Here is an 18,975-nt window from a genome sequence, read left to right as displayed (position 1 = left end):
CAAACTACACAACACAATGATTCATTTCTTTGAAAACCAAAGCAAAACTGTTTTTGCAGTACAAACGCAAAACGAAATTTCGGCTCAAGACATTTCAAAATTAAACTGGCTTTTTGCCAACTCCAATAAAATAGAAAAATCCGTACTGACGGATTTTTTTGTTGGTCCTCGTGCCACTATGATTACCCCTTGGAGTACAAATGCTGTAGAAATTACTCAGAATATGGGTATTCCTGGCATCATCAGAATTGAAGAATTTTATCCGGCAACAGCTGATTTTTCAGATTTTGACCCGATGCTTTCGCAAAAATATACTGAACTGAATCAAGAAATCTTTACTATCAACGTGCAACCAGAAGCAATTTTGGACATTGATGATATTGCTGCTTACAACAAAACCGAAGGGTTGGCTTTAAGTCAGGAAGAAGTAGATTATCTAGACAATCTAGCTGTAAAACTAGGACGTAAATTAACCGACTCTGAGATTTTTGCTTTCTCACAAGCAAATTCAGAACACTGTCGTCACAAAATTTTCAACGGAACTTTTGTAATTGACGGAGAAGAAAAAGAAACGTCTTTATTTAAATTAATCAAGAAAACATCTCAGGAAAACCCTAACGATATCGTTTCGGCTTACAAAGATAATGTGGCTTTTGTAAAAGGACCACGCGTACAACAGTTTGCTCCAAAAACAGCAGACAAACCAGACTTTTACGAAATAAAAGAATTTGATTCGGTTATTTCATTAAAAGCCGAAACACACAATTTCCCTACAACTGTTGAGCCTTTTAACGGTGCTGCAACAGGATCAGGAGGAGAAATTCGTGACCGTCTTGCAGGAGGACAAGGTTCTTTACCACTTGCAGGAACAGCCGTTTACATGACTTCATATTCTCGTTTAAAATCTGAATCTACACAGGATGACAGAACATGGGAAAACGCAATGGACGAAAGAAAATGGTTGTACCAAACTCCAATGGATATCATGATCAAAGCTTCTAACGGAGCATCAGATTTCGGAAATAAATTTGGTCAGCCACTTATTACAGGTTCAGTTTTAACATTCGAACATGAAGAAAACGACCGCAAAATTGGTTACGATAAAGTAATCATGCAAGCTGGAGGAATCGGTTACGGAAAATTAGATCAAGCCATTAAAAAGAAACCACAAGAAGGAGATAAAATCGTTATTCTTGGTGGAGAAAATTATAGAATCGGAATGGGTGGAGCTGCAGTTTCATCTGCAGACACAGGAGCTTTTGGTTCAGGAATTGAATTAAATGCAATCCAACGTTCTAATCCAGAAATGCAAAAACGTGCTGCCAACGCCATTCGTGGTTTGGTAGAAAGCGATAACAACCCAATTGTATCAATCCATGATCACGGAGCTGGAGGTCACTTAAACTGTCTTTCTGAACTAGTAGAAGAAACTGGAGGTTTAATAGATTTAGATAAATTACCTGTTGGAGATCCAACCCTTTCTGCTAAAGAAATTATCGGAAACGAATCTCAGGAAAGAATGGGATTAGTAATTGGTCAAAAAGATATTGATATCTTACAAAGAATCGCCGACAGAGAGCGTTCGCCAATGTACCAAGTTGGAGATGTAACTGGAGATCACCGTTTTACTTTTGAATCTAAATCGACTGGAGCTAAACCTATGGATTATGCACTAGAAGATTTCTTTGGAAGTTCTCCTAAAACGATTATGAATGACAAAACTATCGATAGAAAATATGCTGATGTTTCTTATACAGCAAATGACTTCGAAAGTTATTTACAAAATGTTTTACGTTTAGAAGCAGTTGCATCTAAAGACTGGTTAACAAATAAAGTTGACCGTTGTGTAGGTGGAAAAGTTGCTAAACAACAATGTGCAGGACCATTACAATTACCATTGAATAATGTTGGTGTAATGGCTTTAGATTATTTAGGTAAAGAAGGAATTGCAACTTCTATCGGGCATGCTCCTATCGCTGCTTTAATTGATCCTGTAGCAGGAAGCAGAAATGCTATTGCCGAATCATTATCAAACATTGTTTGGGCTCCGATTAAAGATGGTTTAAAAGGAATTTCACTTTCTGCAAACTGGATGTGGGCTTGTAAAAACGAAGGTGAAGATGCTCGTTTATACGCAGCTGTTGAAGGTTGTTCTGAATTTGCAATTGAGCTAGGAATCAATATCCCAACAGGAAAAGATTCACTGTCAATGAAACAAAAATATCCTAATGATGAAGTAATCGCACCGGGAACGGTTATTATTTCGGCAGGTGGAAATTGTACAGACATTAAAAAAGTAGTAGAGCCAGTTTTACAGAAAAATGGTGGTTCTATTTATTATATCAATTTATCTCAGGATGCGTACAAATTAGGAGGTTCTTCTTTTGCACAAATCAGAAATACTATCGGAAACGAAACTTCTACTATTAAAGACGCTTCTTTCTTTAAAAATGCATTTAATACCATTCAGGAATTAATTGGCGAAGACCAAATTCTTGCTGGACACGATATCGGAAGTGGAGGTTTAATCACAACTTTATTAGAATTATGTTTTGCTGATGTAAACCTTGGAGCTAAAATTGATTTTAGTGCTTTCGCAGAAAAAGATTTATTGAAAATTCTTTTCGCTGAAAACATCGGAATCGTTTTCCAGGCAAAATCTGATGCTACTGTTGAAGCTAAATTAAACGCCAACAATATCGAATTCTTCAAAATTGGTTCAGTTCAAAGCAAACCAAGTTTGGAATTTGGAATTTATAATTTGGATATTGCGAAGTACAGAGATATCTGGTTTGAAACTTCTTATTTATTAGATCAAAAACAATCTAAAAACGGAAGAGCGCAAGCCCGTTTTGAGAATTATAAAAATCAAATTTTAAACTATACTTTCCCAGCACATTTTACAGGAAAGAAACCAGTAATCGACGCTTCGAAACCAAGACCAAAAGCAGCTATTATTCGTGAAAAAGGAAGTAATTCTGAGCGCGAGATGGCAAATGCAATGTACTTGGCTGGATTTGATGTAAAAGATGTTCACATGACCGATTTAATCTCTGGTCGTGAAACACTTGAAGATATTCAGTTTATTGGTGCTGTTGGAGGATTCTCTAACTCGGATGTTTTAGGTTCTGCCAAAGGTTGGGCTGGAGCATTCTTGTACAATGAAAAAGCAAAAACAGCTTTGGATAAATTCTTTAAAAGAGAAGATACATTATCTGTAGGAATCTGTAATGGTTGCCAATTATTTATGGAACTAGAGGTAATTAATCCGGAACATGAAGTACATGGTAAATTATTGCATAATGAAAGCAACAAACACGAAAGTATCTTTACTTCTGTAAAAGTACACGAAAACAACTCGGTGATGTTATCATCTCTTGCAGGAAGTACTCTTGGAGTTTGGGTTTCTCATGGAGAAGGAAAATTCAATTTACCATTAGCAGAAGAAAATTACAATATCGTATCTAAATATGCTTACGAAGGATATCCTGCAAACCCAAATGGATCTGATTATAACACAGCAATGATGTGTGATAAAACAGGAAGACATTTAGTAATGATGCCACACATTGAGCGTTCAACATTCCAATGGAACTGGGCGCACTATCCAAAAGACAGAAACGACGAAGTTTCTCCTTGGCATGAAGCGTTTGTAAATGCAAGAAAATGGATTGAGAATAAAAACAATTAAATGAAAAAATTACCATTATTCCTTTTAATCTTAGTGTCATTGTTTTCGTTCTCATGCGAAAACAATGACGAAACACCAGAAGTTCAAAAAATTGATGATGATTATAAACTTCTTTCGATTACTTCTGAAGGGAAAATTTTTGAAATTGGTAACAATAGTGGAAAAACGACTACTATTGGACAAATTAAAAATTCATCAAATTTGATAATGCTTTCAACTATTTGTAATGTAGGTTCCAAAATCTATGCATTTGAAGCCACATATATTCCCCACCCAAATATTTTAATTATTTATGACAAATTAACAGGAACTACTACAACGAAGCAAATCACTTTACCAGTCTCCCTTACAGAAACGATGCTGGATCCTTTTATCACAAATTTAAAATACAATGGCTCAGAACTTGTCGCAATAGTGAGTGAAAATCAGCCAAATAGAAGTCAGCCAAATAAAATCATATCAATAAATATTCAAAATTATCAAACAACCGATTTAGGCATTAATTTTTTTCTAAGTTCATTCACTACTAGTACAGAACTCATCAATAATAAATTATATGTTTCGACTGTATCTAATGGTCTTTTAGAAATAGATCTTACTGATAAAACAGTTAAAGAGTTGCAAGCAGACGGTACAAGGATAAGTGCAACAAGATTGGCTAAAATTAACGATACAAAACTTGGTCTTATGAATTTAAAAGTACCAAAAGTAATTAATGGAGTAAAACCTTTTGACTTTAATTTAAGTAATAATTTATTATCAGATAAATCTTCTGAAAATTTATTTGCAGTAGGTAATATTATAGGAGGAACGATTTTTTACAATGAAGAATATCTGAATTTAGTATTCCGTACAGACTCCAAGTTTGGAATTTTAAAAATTAATCATGAAAATAACTCAACAAAATTTGTAGAACTTGATAAAAATGTTTTGGGTCAAAATGCAATAATTATTGATGTCATTAAATAATTTTAAACGTTGTCGCTAAATATTTAAAACGACGAAGTTTCTCCTTGGCATGAAGCGTTTGTAAATGCAAGAAAATGGATTGAGAAAATCTAATTTTTATACTCATACTAAAAAAACTCATTCGTAACTGAATGAGTTTTTTTTATTAAGTAAGACTACTCTCATACACAAAATTGAGCACTAAAAACACAACGAGTTAATTCTCAATACATCCCATTTTTGGTATAAAAAAGATAAAATTAGTACGCTGATTTTGTCTTTTTTTTTGACCTGATTTTATTAGTTTTGCCCTCCCGCATAAAAAATAGACTTATTTATTGTGCCCCAAAAACAAATAAAATTAATCCCTAAATACCATATTAATGAAAGTTAAAAACCTACTTTTTATCACACTTTTTCTTTGTTTAACAAACGTATATTCTCAAATTAAAACTGAAAAAATTACAGCTAAAAATCAAGAACGTTTCATTACTACTACAATCTCTTATCCTGTAAACGGAATTTATTTATATGATGGAAAAACGGAACCAATTGTTCAGTTAAATGCAAATGGAACCGGAATTTATCAATATGAAGATCTTACCAAGAAAAACATTACTTGGGGATTTGAATGTTCTGAAATTGGAATCCCTATATTTAAAGAAGGATTTGATAGTGCTTCATATTCTCTTTGGTACAAAACAAATGATAAAGAAGACAGCGAATGGATTTACGCGCAATTCTCTATTCATTTTAAGAAAAAGAAAATGTATATTTCTGGAGAGAGAGTAAAAGAATATGTTGAAGAAGTAAAGAAATAAATATTTCTGAATCATTAAAAAATTAAGAAAGATTAAGCGATTTTAGATTGTAGATTTACGATTGTAGGTTTATGATTTATGATTTGGTGTTGGTAAAAAAGATTGTCATTTTTTGGAGGCTTCATATAACTGCAATCAAAAATCGTTACCCGAACCTGATCCTGAAATTTTGGGACAAAACAGGCGAAGCAATCTAAAATCCGTAATCTTTTTTTCTTAATTTAATTGCATTATTCTAAAAACAAGAAGCAATCCAGAAAAAACTTTAATCATAACTAACACAAAGGCGGTACTTTAAATCTGATGTCTAAATTTAGTTTTTCAAACAAATAATATCATTATCCTATTGTTAATTAGCAATATAAATAAAATAAAATATATCGCATAAAGAAATCGATTTCGTAATTTATATTAATTAGAATTAAAGTTTTCATATTTAATTTATTAAAAATAAAAATTAACGATAAATTTTATTAATTTGCGGTAAAATTCAATCTAAACGCCATGGTTACAATTACGAGACTTTTTGATTTTCCTTATTATCAGAAAGAAAAATATAATAAAAAAGATGCTTTAGTAACCAAACGTAATGGTGTTTGGGAAAAAACCTCTACTGAAGAATATATTGCAAAAGCCAATGCCGTTTCTCGCGCGTTATTACGTATGGGAGTTCAAAAAAATGATAAAATTGCTTTAATCACTTCTACAAATAGAACGGAATGGCATATCATGGACATTGGAGTTTTACAAACTGGAGCGCAAACCGTTCCTATTTACCCTACTATATCTGAGGAAGATTACGAATATGTTTTAAACCATAGTGGTAGTAGTTATTGTTTTGTATCTGATAAAGAAGTACTAGACAAAGTATTAGCTATTAAACAAAATGTACCTACATTAAAAGATGTCTTTACTTTTGATGAAATCGCTGGAGCCAAAAACTGGACTATTGTATTAGGCGAAGGTGCAGATGAAAGCAATCAGAATGAAGTTGAAGCAAGAAAAGACAGTATCGATACTGAAGATCTTGCTACGATAATATATACATCTGGAACAACTGGACGTCCTAAAGGTGTTATGCTTTCGCATAAAAACATCGTTTCTAATGTTCTGGACAGTGCTCCAAGAATTCCGTTTGACCCAGGAAATAGTGTAGCATTAAGCTTCCTTCCTATTTGTCATATTTTCGAAAGAATGATATTGTACATTTATCAATATTATGGTATTTCGGTATACTTTGGAGAATCAATTGATAAATTAAGCGATAACTTAAAAGAAGTTAGACCAAATGTAATTACAGCTGTTCCTAGACTTCTTGAAAAAGTATATGATAAAATTTATGCTAAAGGAGCTGAATTAACGGGAATCAAAAAGAAATTATTTTTCTGGGCTATCGATTTAGGTTTAAGATATGAGCCTTACGGAGCAAATGGTTTTTGGTATGAATTTCAATTAAAAATAGCACGTAAATTAATTTTCAGTAAATGGAAAGAAGGTTTAGGTGGTAATATAGATTTAATGGTTTCTGGAAGTGCCGCTTTACAAACAAGATTAACTCGCGTTTTTGCAGCAGCAGGAATACCAGTTATGGAAGGTTACGGTTTATCTGAAACTTCGCCTGTAATATCTGTAAACGATACTAGAAACAGAGGTTTTAAAATTGGAACTGTTGGAAAAGTAATTCGTAATGTAGAAGTTAAAATTGCCGAAGATGGAGAAATCCTTTGTAAAGGACCTAACGTTATGATGGGATACTACAAAGATGAAGAAAAAACTGCCGAAGCATTACAAAATGGATATTTCCATACAGGAGATATTGGTGAAATCGACAGCGAAGGTTTCCTTAAAATTACGGATCGTAAGAAAGAAATGTTCAAAACTTCGGGAGGAAAATATATTGCTCCTCAAATGATTGAGAACATGATGAAACAATCTCGTTTTATCGAACAAATAATGGTTATTGGTGAAGGCGAAAAAATGCCAGCTGCTTTTATCCAACCAAACTTTGAATTTGTAAAAGAATGGGCTAAAATTCACAAAATAGTTTTAGGAGATTCTAACAACGATATCATTACAAATGTTCAAGTAATTAAGCGTATTGATGAAGAAGTTGAAGCTGTAAATGAAAAATTTGGTCATTGGGAAAAAATCAAACGTTTTGAGCTTACTCCAGATGTTTGGTCTATCGATGGCGGACAATTAACTCCAACTTTAAAACTAAAACGTAAAATAATCAAAGAAATTTACGCGCCACTTTATAAGAAAATCTACGGCGAATAAAATATATTACCTAAAGAAGTAACGCGGATAACGCTGATTTACTAAAGTAAAGACGCTGATAAATACTGATTTTTAAAACTTGTAAAAAGAAAAAATCCGTTTTTATCAGCGTTTTCGCGTTAGCGAATCCGTCCCGACGCTTCGGGATCGCATTCTATTTTTTAGACAATGCTAGCAATTTCAATAAATTTATCTATTTTTAAGATTCCGAATAATCCTAAAATAAAAATCATGAGAGTAAAATTTATTATTTGTTTTTTAAGCATTATATTATTTTCTAGTTGTAAAGATGAAGCCAAGGTAGATCCTGTTAAAGCTAATTATCTAGATTTTTCTAAACGTGATGATCAACTTACTGGCGGAATAAAAATGATTCCGATTACTACTCCCAAAGGAAATTTTAAAGTATGGACAAAAACCGTTGGTAACAATCCCACTATAAAAGTTTTACTACTACATGGTGGTCCAGGACTTACGCATGAGTTATACGAATGTTTTGACGGTTATTTCCCTAACGAAAGTATCGAATACATATATTACGATCAATTAGGCTCTTACTATAGCGACCAACCTACCGATAGCAGTTTATGGACAAATGAACGTTTTGTAGAAGAAGTAGAACAAGTACGCATTGCATTAGGCTTGGACAATTCTAACTTTTATATTTTGGGTCAATCTTGGGGCGGAATCCTTGCTATGGAATATGCGCTAAAGTATCAAAAAAACTTAAAAGGTCTTATTATCTCAAACATGATGGCAAGTGTTCCTGAATATAATAAATATGCCAAAGATGTTCTGGCTCCGCAAATGGATCCAAAAGTATTAAAAGAATTACAGGATATTGAAGCCAAAAATGATTTTAAAAATCCTAAATACAGCGAACTTCTTTTTAAAAATTATTACACACAACATATTTTAAGAATGCCTCTAGAGGAATGGCCGGAATCTATAAACAGATGTTTCAAACACATTAACCCAAGCGTATATGTGTATATGCAAGGTCCGAGTGAATTTGGGATAACTGGAAATGCTACATTAAAAAACTGGGATATTAAATCAAGATTAAAAACGATTACAGTTCCTACTTTATCTATTGGTTCTAAATACGATACTATGGATCCGGAACACATGAAATGGATTGCAAACGAAGTACAAAACGGGCGCTTTTTATTCTGTCCTAACGGAAGCCATCTTTCTCAATATGATGACCCTAAACATTATTTTCCTGGTGTAATCCAGTTCCTTAAAGATGTGGATAACGGGAGTTTTAAAAAAGGATAATCTATTTTAATTTTATTAGTATTCAATTAAAAGTTTTTTAGTATGTTTGTTTTGAGTTTAAGAAATACCTTGCTTTTCTTGTATAAAGAAAATGATGATGTTTCGTCATCGATGTAAGATTATTTAACATTCAGCACTACTTCTATCTTATGGATGAGAAAGGGTACTATACGTACAGTTTCGGTTCCACCTCCTCGAGATTAACTGTACGTATAGTACCCTTTCTCGGGAGTTGATAGACATAGTCCTTAGAAAATACGAAGGTTTTAAACTTTAAGCCCTATTGCTACAATAGGGCTTTTTAATGTAAAATAGCGATTGTAATATGTCTGAACAGCTTAGTAAACAACAAATTTATGATAGAATAAAAGCTACCTCAAAGGATAGCTACATATTAGAAGAAATGCAACGTTTAGGATTTTGGCAATCAGGATCTGAACCTACTCTATCTGAAATTCTAATTAATCAGGAAGCAAAGATTGAGAAGGAATTAAATGATCTTTTAGCACAAGACAGAAAGTTTAGCAATAAAGAAGCTATGGTTCTTGAAATGCGTAAAGCACGTATGAAAATTGCTAAAGAAAAAAGAGCTGAAACCAAATTAAACCAAGAGAAGAAAAGACTGGATAAAGCTGAAAATTGGAAATTATTGCAACAGCAACAAATTTTACATTTAGGTGAATCTGTATCTAGAGGTTTAAATGCTAAAGAAACCGATTCTACACTTTTAGAAAAATATAGTCTGCCTATTTATGAAGATGCATTGGCATTGGCAAAAAGCATGCAGATAGACTTAAAAGCATTACAATATCTTGCTTATAACAGAAAAGTTTCTAAAATCAATCATTATCATACATTTGAACTTGAAAAAAAATCAGGTGGTAAGCGCAAGATATCTGCTCCAAAACCAAAGCTAAAAGAAGTTCAAACCTGGATTTTAGAAAACATACTCCACAAAATACCTTATACAATAGAAGCGCATGGCTTTATAAAAGAGCGTTCTATTGTAACCAATGCCCAACCACACATTAATAAAGACATTGTTGTTAATATCGATTTAAAAGATTTTTTCCCAACAGTAACTTATAAAAGAGTAAAAGGATTATTTCATAAAATAGGCTACTCTGAAGAACTCGCTACAATTTTAGGTTTATTATGCACCTACTCCGAGATTAATGAAACTACACTAGACGGAGTTACTTATTATGTACAATCTGGCGAACGCAAATTACCTCAGGGTTCTCCTGCAAGTCCAGCAATAAGTAATATGATTGTTTATAAAATGGATAAAAAAATTAATGGGTTAGCCAAAAAATTAAATTTTAGCTATACCCGTTATGCAGACGATATGAGTTTTTCGACTACTGAAGAAAATAGTCAAAATGTTTCCCGATTATTATATTATACTAAAAAAATTATTGAATCTGAAGGTTTTATAATTCATCCCGACAAAGTGCACGTAATGCGAAAAGGGATGCAACAAAAAGTTACTGGAGTTGTTGTAAATAAAAAACTAAATATAGATAGAATTCAATTACGAAAATTTCGTGCCTTACTACATAATATTGAAAAAAATGGATGGAAAGACCAACAATGGGGAAAAGCTATTCATCTAATTAATGCCATAGAAGGTTATATTAATTATGTGTACATGGTGAATCCTGAAAAAGGAACGGCATTTAAACAAAGTTTAAAAACCATTATAAAGAAACACGGTCAACCCAATATAGCAAAAACAAGTATTCCTGAAAAAGTAACTCCAATAGTTGTTCCCGTTCTTGAAGAAGTGGAAGAAATAGTAACGGATCAAAAGCCAGAAAACTGGTGGAATATTTTTTAATTAATACCCTTTTCAATTATGAAATTAATTAAACAGATTAAACTTTTCTATAAAGAAGGGAATTCAGACAAAGTATACGAAATAGACTTGTGTAGTATTGATGATGCTAATTATGTAGTCAATTTTAGATATGGAAAAAGAGGAAGCGTTTTAAAAGATGGAACCAAAACCCCTGAATACGTTTCGGCCGATAAAGCACAAATCATTTTTGACAAGCTTGAAAATGAGAAAAAAGCTAAAGGTTATGCTTCAGAAATAGAAACATTAATAGATCTTCCTTCGTTAGAAAGTGTAGAACCTGATTCTATAAGCGGTGTTATTCTTCAGCGTTTAGAAGATGCTGTAATGGGAAAACAAACTTTTAGTACAACTTGGAAAACCAGTCGCGTAATTTGGAAAGCGGGTTTATTAGATACTAAAGAAGCGATTCCTTATATCATTAAATTAGCCTCAAAAGGGGATGATTTACAAACCTATTCGGCTATTTGGGCTTTAATAAAGCTTAAATCAGATACTGCAGAAGAAGTTTTTAAATCGTATGCTTTACAAAACAAACAAAAAGAATATATAAGAAATCTGGCTCATGAGGGATTACTAGGAATCTTAAAAGAGGAGGAATTACAAAAACATATCTCAACAATTCTAGAGGCAATACCTCAAGAAGCTCGATATCATATTGATAAAAAAGATTTCGATTCGTTAATAATTTTTCTAAAAGAGGAACTAGAGAATAATTCTATCAATTATCTAACAGCTTTATACTTAGTTGCAAAATTTGATAGCAAATTACATGAAATTGTTATTTTCTTACTAGAAGCAGTTCCATTTAGACCTCCTTATTTTAAGCACATTAGAGCTATTTATAAACTAGCTCATATAAGAAACGATGCAGATGCAATTGCAGTTCTTGCTTATCGTTTTGAGAATGAAAATCCTATGTTCACAAGAACCGTTTCGCTAGAAAGTGAATATGACAACTCCCAATTTATTACTGCTATAAATGAAAGGGTTAACATTGGGAAAGAACTCCGCGGAAAAGATAGTAAAATTGCATTCTCTAATTTTACCAAATTCTATTTCCAGAAAAATAGTCTTCGATTTTTAACCGAAATGGATTCTGAAATGGATTCTAAAAAATACCTGAAGTTTGCGGTATCGATTTTATTGAAGTATTCAGAAGAAGATTATAGCAAAGCCGAAAGAGCGCCTATAAACATTTACGGACAATACAATTACAACGATAAAAAATATTATTACACAGTAGTAGATTACCCTGAGTGTTCTAATTTACTTTTGTTATCAACCATTTTATTTGGAAATGACAAAAAGCGAATTTTAACTCCAAAGATGAAATTCATTTTAAATCAGGAAGTATTCTCAAGCAAAAACTATTATTACGATTCAAATCAAGTAACTAAAGTAAGTAGTAAAATAACTACTGAAAATAAAAATACTGCTGCAGACCAAAGTTCTAGCTCAGTATTAGATGTTGCCAAAAAAGCATTTTCAACTTTTTTTGGTAAAAAAGAAACAGAGAAAAAAACTCAAAGTCTTATCGTTCCTGAAGAACAAAAAACTATTGTAGAAAGTTCTACAAGCCGTTTAGAATTATTTCCGGAACATTGGGATGCTTTTCCCGAAGCTTACATTCAGCTAATCATGGAAGCGCAAATGAATATCATTCATGAGTTTGCTTATCAAAATTTAAAGACTAGAAATGACTTTAATATAATCATCGATCGTTTTGATGAAAAAAGCATATTGGTTTTACTAAATAGTGATTTTAAAATTCCAAATAATTTAGGTTTTGAAACTATAGTACTGAAAAACAATACACTTTCTAATCAGATTGGTTTTATTGGCGATGTCTTGAATTCTAAAACTGAAGTTGCCAGAAATTGGGCCAAAAATCATATTTTATCAAACAAAAATCTTTTTCTAAATGACATTGAATGTGTTGTAAAGCTAATTTTTAATGAAGTTCCTGATTTAAGAAATTGGATAACAAGCACATTAGAAAGTTTTATATTTAGTGAAGATAAAGCCAAAGCAATAACAGGAAAAGTAATCGTTGAACTTCTTACGTTTGAAGAGTCTGATGTAAACAATGCATTAGCAACTCTTGCAATCGACAGACTTAAAAAAATAGCCACGCCACAACTTGAGCAACTAAGCTGGGATATTGTGGCACGTTTAATTTCTTCTGATTTAAAAACGAATAATCTGTTAGCGAGTTCTATTTTAATTCTAAAATCTAAAACGGTAGATTCAAAAGAAATTCCGTTTTCGTTAATCAGTCTCTTTTTAGAGGATGAAAATACTGAAATTAGAAAAAATGGTATTAAGTTATTAAATAACTATCAGGAAGATTATTTATTAGCAAATAGTGAATCCTTATTAGATTTATTAAACAATGAATATTCAGATGTTATTGAATCTGTTCTGGAGCGCATTACACAATTAGGCAAATCCCATTCTGATATAATCGAGATTGCTCTTCCTAATACAGTTTATGCAATGATTCGAAAAGAAAAATTTGAAGGAGCACATTTTATCTTCAAAAAATTCATTCTTGAAGAAACAACCAATCATTGGGATACTGCATTACAACCAAGAGATGTTATAAAATTGATTCACGCTAATTATAGAGAAAGTCAATTAACAGGTTACGAGATTTTGAAAAAATATACTCGTAAAGACGATTTTACAATTCGCCAGATTATCTCTTTAGGAAACCATGAAATCCTTGCCATAAGACAATGGTGTTGGAATTATTTTGTGGATAGAAAAGAACGAATTAGAGCCGAAAGAAATAATGCTTTGGCAATATTAGATACAACTTGGGATGATACCAGAGCATTTGCATTTAATTTTTTCAAAACCGAATTTGATGAAACCGATTGGGATTTAGAATGCCTCATAAGTATTGTCGATTCAGTATTACCAGCTGTTGAACAATTTGGAAAAGAAATCATTACCCGATATTTTAATCCTGATGATGGTGTAACCTATTTGACTAAGTTAAGCCAGCATCCTAGTGTAAACATTCAGATTTTTGTCACTAATTATCTAAATACCTACGCAACAGATAATCTAGCGAAACTAAAAGAACTTGATTTTTATTTCCGTTCCGTATTAACCCGAGTGCATAAAGCCAGAATTGCTAAACAGCGTATTTATCAATTCTTACATCAGGAAGGAAAGAAAAACGAAGAAGCAGCAATTTTTGTAACCCAAATTATCGACGAAGTTTCGGCTACTGTAGCAATACAAGATAAAGCAAATTGTATCTCTATTTTGACCGATTTAAAAACGCTTTACCCGCAATTGCATACCCATTTAATCCTTAAAAACTAAGTTATGTTATTTGATTATAAATACAGCGGAAGCACCATTGTAAATAACACCTCTAATAGTACTGGCATGAGTTTTTCGCCAGATACTTTACGAGAACCTACTTTTTTTGTTGGAAAACTAAACCAAAAAATCGCTTTTAGAGAAGCAATTTCTGCGTTGCATGATGTAGTAATTTCTGATTTACGTTTTTTTCCAAAGGATAAAGAAGAATACAAATTATGGGCAGCAGAACAAGAAAAGTTATGGCTTAGCGAATATATGGCCGAATTTCAGATTGAAAATGTTCGTGCCCGCATTCAGGAATTAAAAGAGGAACTAAGTGTTGTTCAAAAAGAAAAAAGAACAATTCTAGGGCCTTTTAACAAAGCTAAAACTGCCTATTTTGATTATTTATATAAAAATGATAAAGATGCTTGGTTTGTCTTAGATCCAGTAATTACTGTACATCCTGATGAAGTGTTTTTTGAATGTTTTAGTAAAGATGAATCATCTTATGGAAAATTAAGCTGTAATTATAATATATTCACAGAGATTAGTGACTTTAAATGTGGTACAACAAATATTGATTATTCAGAAGGATTATATAATGAATTCCAAAAAATAAGAAATTATAAAGAAACCGAATTTAAGATTGATCCTTCAGGTTTTGAAGCTAAAACCACAAATGAACAAGTCTATAAAGAGGTAAAAATAGATTTGCCAGATTCTTGGGTTAGAGGATTTCTGCAAGTAAGTTCTGCAATGACTTTACCTGCAACTGTACTCGATTTACATCCTATGGACATTTTTAGCTTGTGTCAATATTTACGACGCTTCAAAGAAAAGAAAGGACCTAGAGCTTTACGATTTGTACTAGAACCAGACAAACCTATTAAAGCCATATTTGAACCTTTGCATGACGAAATTATATTTCATCGCTCTATTTATCAAGGAAACGAATCTAAAACAATCCGTATATGGGGAAGACGTCGATTATTAATTTTAGAAAGACTAATTCCTGTAGCACGTAATTTTAAAGTAGTTTTATTAGGTTCAGGTTTACCGTCCTTTTTTATTGCCGACTTAGGTGATATGTCCTATACTTTAGGCTTATCTGGATGGACTAAAAATGATTGGAGCACTGCAGGTAATTTTGATTTAATGGCTCCAAGAAGCAATGTAGATTTATTTACACAAGAAAAAGTCTTCAATGCATTAAAAGAAAACTGGCTTGATACGTCTGATAATTTAGCTAAAAAACTAAATCTTGATCCTTCTGTAGTTTCGGCATCATTAACTGCATATACTCAAGCTGGACGAGTAATTTATGACTTAAATTTAGGTGTATATCGCGTGAGGGAATTAACTCAAGAACCTCTAAACATGAAGTCATTACGTTTTGCGAGTCCACAAGAAGAGATTGCTAATAATTACATAACCGAAAATAGAGTAAAAATAACTTTGACTGCAAATGCTGATCAATTGCAAATTAAAGGAAAAGTAAATGATAAAAACCTCACTTACAGCACTCTTGCAGTATTAGACAAGGACAACCGTCTTATTGAAGGTTATTGCGAATGTTCTTTTTACAAATCAAATCAATTACGAAAAGGACCTTGTGAGCATATTCTAGCAACCCGAATGGCATTACAAACTAAAAAAGCTATATAATGTAAAAACCACGAATGTAATGTTCGTGGTTTTCTGTTTTAATCTATTAATAATTGGGTAACTGCAGCCGAATTAATTGCCCAATTTGCATCGTAAACCTCATCGGCAGCTGTTGTTTCTACAATTTCCAAACCTTGTGCTTCGGCTTTAAGAACTAACAAACTTCCTATGTTTAATTTACTGTTCAGCTTAGATAATAATGCTTTTACACCTTTATAATCTAATCTTTGTACAACCTGACCTGCAAAAGTCATTTCTAACCAAATGATTTCTCTTTTGGCTACATCCAAAACTCCAAAAACAAGTCCTTTAGCAACATTTTGTGTTACTCTAACCTGATGATCTACACATGATGGATCATAAGCAACTCCTGTTTTCTCGGATATTTTCATCGGATGTTTACTATTCATCCAACCAACAATTAAATTCGGAGTAATGCTTCCGTTACTATACGCATTACAAGTAAAAGTTACAAACTTGGCTCTTGCTTTAGCTAATTCGTCGATATTAATGTTGATATATTCAGCCGTACCTATTTTATTCGGAATCCTTTGTATATCTCCACTATGCTTACAACCTGTAGTTTCTAATCGGCTAAAAGAACAAATATCTGCACTATCCTCATAAGCAATATGGCAGCTTAAATCCATATCCAGATGTTGCGCTGGTAAATCATTACCCCATTGCATAAACAATCTCACTTCGTTACCTTCAATCGGGAAACGTGTCCCCATTAAAGCAACTGGTAAATCCTGAACATTTTCACTTCTATCTCCTATTGAAACAGGAATATTAAACAATTGTGGATCTATATAAATTGTCTTATTTTCATTTGCAACAGCAGCAAATCTCTTCTTCATCGCCAAGATACATACATCCTCGATTTGATTTTTCATCGCATCCAATTGTTCATCGGTATACAATGTCAACAAACGATTTGGCTCAATTCTTTTAGTAGTTCCTCCCAATGGTTTCACACTTCTTTGAATTGTTTTATCAAAATAATTTTGAGCGTACATATTCAGAGTAAAAACCAAACGTGCTGGTACTTTATCTATAATTTCATTAAAATGCGCTATCGTTTCATCGGCTCCAAACCAAAGCATATTCGAAAATAACGAACGAGCAAATAATCCTGGTCGTTGTTTTAGCAAAGCAAAAGTTTTATCTGCATCTAATTTCAAACGAAAGTGATTCAGATTCCCTTGCCAAACTTCGTAAGTCTGGTTATAGAACGTATCTAACAAAACAGCTAATTTTTCAAAGCCTTTTCTTTTGCTATATTCTGGTAAACGTAATGCTCGTATAAAACGAACCCACATTCCTCTTTTTGGATGCATGATTTCGCAAGCAGCATCGGCACTCATTTCTAGATTATTTAACCAATTGGCAACCATCAAACATTCTTTTCTAGAGTATTTAAGTTTTAAATTCTCTTTGGCAGTTAGCTTAGACTGGGCACTATTATCCAAAAAATGAACCAAATGTTGGTTGTTTTTCTCCACTCTTTGTACAATAGTTTTTGGATCAATAATTTGCAATAAATTAGTTTTCTTGTACCATAAATATCTCAAAATATCTGTCGGCGTTTTAAAATATTGTGTTGCTTTTTCGGCTTGGCCTTGTTCAATTAATGCGTCTATAACAAGCATCAAAGTTTCTTTCATTGCAATAGCAACTTCTGGCAATGGCAAATACGTAATCGAAGTTTTTAAGCTTTCAACCTGAGTAGCGTCCAAAGCTGTTTTTGATGTTAATAACGAAGTAAAGAAATCATTCAGTTCTTTTTCCGACCATAATTCTAAAACTTTTAGTTTACTCCCTTGTCCGTAATTTTCAATTTTTCCAAATTCAAAAGGAGTTCCACAAAATGGACAACCATTATATCTCTCTAAAGGAAAAGTACCATTAGGAATAATATGTCCGCATTGCAAAGTGATTCCGTTACTAGATTTAAAAAGATTAGCAAACAAAGTCGCAACATGATCCATAACTGATTCTCCGGTAGGAACATTCCATTCTTTAACCAAAGGAGTCCAGTTTTTATTGGTTCCTAAAACTTCTTTTAAAATATCTAAAACATCAATTTTATAATTTGGATTTACATTATTTAAAGCATGTAATAACGATTCAGAAAAAGTGAATCCGAGTTTTGAAACATTAGCTACTAAAGCCAATGTAGTTCCTGATATTTTTTTAACATCATTCGCAATTAATTCTGTTGGAATAAAAATTGCGTTTTGACGTAAACTGATTTTTAATAATTCTTGTGTTTTCATTTTTTTCATTTTTAAAAATTTAGATAATTGTGTTTCTGGTTCTACCTAAAAGATTTTTGAAGTAAGAAACACTTGACCTTAAATTCGAGGATAATGGATTAACTAGTTCAAAGTGACAATTTGGTGGGTTTCCCCAGAAGTAAGTTAATCTTGACCCTCAGTTTTATTAATGATAATTTTAAAACTTGTTCGGATTCGAGCCGAAATCGGCTGTCTTCTGAAGTAAGTTTTTATTAACCATAATTGTGGAGCAGGTGGGATTCGAACCCACGACACGGGCGTTAACAATGCGAGAAGTAAGTTATGATTGACCTTTTAAGGATAATTTCAAAACTACCTGCTCTACCGCTGAGCTACTGCCCCATATTTTTATAAATGTATTAATCGATAATTGTCAAAGTATATCTTAAATGGTTATTGAAGTAACTTTAGACTTGACCTGATTAATGTATTTGTTTTATTTAAAAGAACGTGTTTTTTATTTCTTGAGCAAATATTCAAATTATAGTGCGCAGTTATTCTGCGTAGCTAAAATATTTTTTTTCAAATATGTATTAATTTCTTATTCCTGATAAGATATTTTATCTCATAAATCTGATTTTTATTTGCGGAAGCATCTTTTTATTTATTGAAAAACTAGTAAAATTCCCCATTTAATTACTTTATTATATTTCTTATTAAAAATTCATACTCAGTTAAAAATCAAGTATTTATACCTGATTATTTTTTAATTAAATTAACTATTTTTATTCGCTTTAAAAAAAAACTTCTGTAAATAAATGGTATACTCAAAAAAACAGAAAGCTGAATTATTAAAGTAAGTCTATT

At 32.2% G+C, this 18,975-nt stretch carries 9 protein-coding genes and 1 tRNA gene; 8 read left to right on the top strand and 2 right to left on the bottom strand.

All coding sequences use genetic code 11. From position 1 onward, the window contains the following. The first annotated feature begins 16 nt into the window (after positions 1–16). From purL to ACJ6WR_RS18055, 8 genes are all read left to right on the top strand, one after another. Entirely contained in the window at positions 17–3,691 is a 3,675-nt protein-coding gene (gene purL / locus ACJ6WR_RS18090) for a phosphoribosylformylglycinamidine synthase (protein ID WP_409416035.1), read from the top strand. After that, entirely contained in the window at positions 3,692–4,660 is a 969-nt protein-coding gene (locus ACJ6WR_RS18085) for a hypothetical protein (RefSeq protein WP_409416034.1), read from the top strand. A gap of 362 nt (positions 4,661–5,022) precedes the next feature. Then, positions 5,023–5,460 (top strand): hypothetical protein, encoded by a 438-nt coding sequence (locus ACJ6WR_RS18080; protein WP_086894033.1) that lies wholly within the window; start codon positions 5,023–5,025, stop codon positions 5,458–5,460. A gap of 504 nt (positions 5,461–5,964) precedes the next feature. Continuing rightward, positions 5,965–7,740 (top strand): long-chain fatty acid--CoA ligase, encoded by a 1,776-nt coding sequence (locus tag ACJ6WR_RS18075; protein ID WP_039113980.1) that lies wholly within the window; start codon positions 5,965–5,967, stop codon positions 7,738–7,740. A 231-nt stretch (positions 7,741–7,971) separates the two neighbouring features. Continuing rightward, complete coding sequence (locus ACJ6WR_RS18070) at positions 7,972–9,021, top strand: proline iminopeptidase-family hydrolase (protein ID WP_409416033.1); 1,050 nt, start codon at positions 7,972–7,974, stop codon at positions 9,019–9,021. 325 nt (positions 9,022–9,346) lie between these two features. Next, positions 9,347–10,861, top strand: a complete 1,515-nt coding sequence (locus ACJ6WR_RS18065) for a reverse transcriptase family protein (RefSeq protein WP_409416032.1) — start codon at positions 9,347–9,349, stop codon at positions 10,859–10,861. Positions 10,862–10,879: 18 nt separating this feature from the next. Further along, positions 10,880–14,218: a WGR domain-containing protein gene (locus ACJ6WR_RS18060; protein ID WP_409416031.1), complete on the top strand. Its 3,339-nt coding sequence runs from the start codon at positions 10,880–10,882 to the stop codon at positions 14,216–14,218. A gap of 3 nt (positions 14,219–14,221) precedes the next feature. Continuing rightward, on the top strand, positions 14,222–15,868 hold the full coding sequence (locus tag ACJ6WR_RS18055; RefSeq protein WP_409416030.1) for an SWIM zinc finger family protein: 1,647 nt from the start codon (positions 14,222–14,224) through the stop codon (positions 15,866–15,868). 38 nt (positions 15,869–15,906) lie between these two features. Here ACJ6WR_RS18055 and ACJ6WR_RS18050 read toward each other — a convergent pair whose 3' ends face one another. Both ACJ6WR_RS18050 and ACJ6WR_RS18045 read right to left on the bottom strand, forming a co-directional pair. After that, on the bottom strand, positions 15,907–18,147 hold the full coding sequence (locus ACJ6WR_RS18050; protein ID WP_409416029.1) for a hypothetical protein: 2,241 nt from the start codon (positions 18,145–18,147) through the stop codon (positions 15,907–15,909). Between the two features lie 246 nt (positions 18,148–18,393). Then, a tRNA-OTHER gene (locus ACJ6WR_RS18045) sits at positions 18,394–18,510 on the bottom strand. Between the last annotated feature and the right edge of the window lie 465 nt (positions 18,511–18,975).

It is taken from the genome of Flavobacterium sp. PS2, from assembly GCF_046250155.1.
GTDB lineage: Bacteria > Bacteroidota > Bacteroidia > Flavobacteriales > Flavobacteriaceae > Flavobacterium.
Note: the sequence above shows the minus strand (reverse complement) of the source record. Positions and strands in the feature narration are given on the sequence as shown.